The organism is Methylobacterium sp. WL103 (genome assembly GCF_008039885.1).
In the GTDB taxonomy this organism is placed as follows: Bacteria; Pseudomonadota; Alphaproteobacteria; order Rhizobiales; family Beijerinckiaceae; genus Methylobacterium; species Methylobacterium cerastii.
The window spans coordinates 1-1,134 of sequence record NZ_VRUX01000941.1 but is presented as its reverse complement, the minus strand read 5'-3'; the positions used below and the strand labels follow the sequence as shown (position 1 = coordinate 1,134).

The following is a 1,134-nucleotide window of genomic DNA, read 5'->3' as shown; positions in this document are numbered from 1 at the left end:
CCCCCGACGCGGCCCTGGCCGACGCGCCCCAGCTCGACGTGCTGCACGTGCCCGGCGGCTTCGGCCAGGAGGCCCTGATGCGCGACGAGGCCGTGCTCGGCTGGATCCGCAGGCAGGCGGAGGGGGCCGGGCACGTCTTCTCGGTGTGCACCGGCGCCCTCCTCCTCGGCGGCGCCGGGCTGCTCAGGGGGCGCCGGGCGACGACGCACTGGAGCGCCTTCGCGCTGCTGCCGTATTTCGGCGCGCAGCCCGTCGACCGGCGCGTCGTGGTCGACGGGACCTGGGTGTTCGCGGCCGGCGTCACCGCCGGGATCGACGGCGCGCTGCGGCTTGCGGCCGAATTGCGCGGCATCGAGGTCGCCCAGGCGATCCAGCTCGGCATGGAATACGCCCCCGAGCCGCCCTTCGACAGCGGCACGCCGCGGACCGCCCCGGCCGCGATCCTGGAGCGGGCGCGCTCCGCCGTCGCCGAGATCACCGCGCGGCGGGAGGCCACCGCGCGCGGGATCGCCGCCGACCTCGGGATCGCTTTGCCCGCCGGCTAGGAGCCGGACGCGGACGCTTCGCTCGCGCGCCGGAACCCGGTGACAAGCCCGTCATCCGCGCCTATCTGGTCCGTCATGATGGATCAGGCCATGACCGACGCGCGACCGACCGAAACGAGACTGCGCATCGCGAAATTCGGGATCGGCGCCGTGGTGCGCCACCGGATCTACCCGTTCCGCGGCATCGTCTTCGATGTCGACCCGGTGTTCGACAACACCGAGGATTGGTGGCTGGCGATTCCCGAGGAGGCGCGTCCGCGCAAGGACCAGCCGTTCTACCACCTGCTCGCCGAGAACGCCGAGACCGAGTACGTCGCCTACGTGTCCGAGCAGAACCTGGTGCCCGACACCTCGGGGGAGAGCCTGCGCCACGCCGGCATCCCCGAGATGTTCGAGCGCGACCCCGGCGGCACCTACCGGATGCGCGACCGCACCGCGAACTGATCCTTTGCCACTTGGCGTTGCGACCGCTCCGGCGGCCGCGCCGACTACGCGCCGGTGACGTCGGCGCTCAGGCTCCGCCCGATTCCGGCCGCCTCCATCCGCGCCCAGGCGGCGGCGAGCGAACCGTCCCGGTCGATCGCCCGCG

Annotated in this window: 2 protein-coding genes; both read left to right on the top strand. The window is 73.5% G+C overall.

Annotation, left to right across the window (positions count from 1 at the left end; all coding sequences use genetic code 11):
• Window positions 1-545, top strand: a 545-nt coding sequence (locus FV222_RS26885; RefSeq protein ID WP_147816179.1) for a DJ-1/PfpI family protein, incomplete at its 5' end; no start/stop codon positions are given.
• A gap of 90 nt (window positions 546-635) precedes the next feature.
• Window positions 636-989 (top strand): heat shock protein HspQ, encoded by a 354-nt coding sequence (gene hspQ, locus FV222_RS26880; RefSeq protein ID WP_147753544.1) that lies wholly within the window; start codon window positions 636-638, stop codon window positions 987-989.
• The last annotated feature ends 145 nt before the right edge of the window (window positions 990-1,134 follow it).

Excerpts from the sequence above, each read along its gene's own strand:
- hspQ (WP_147753544.1), top strand. The coding sequence starts at position 636 with ATGACCGACGCGCGACCGACCGAAACGAGACTGCGCATCGCGAAATTC.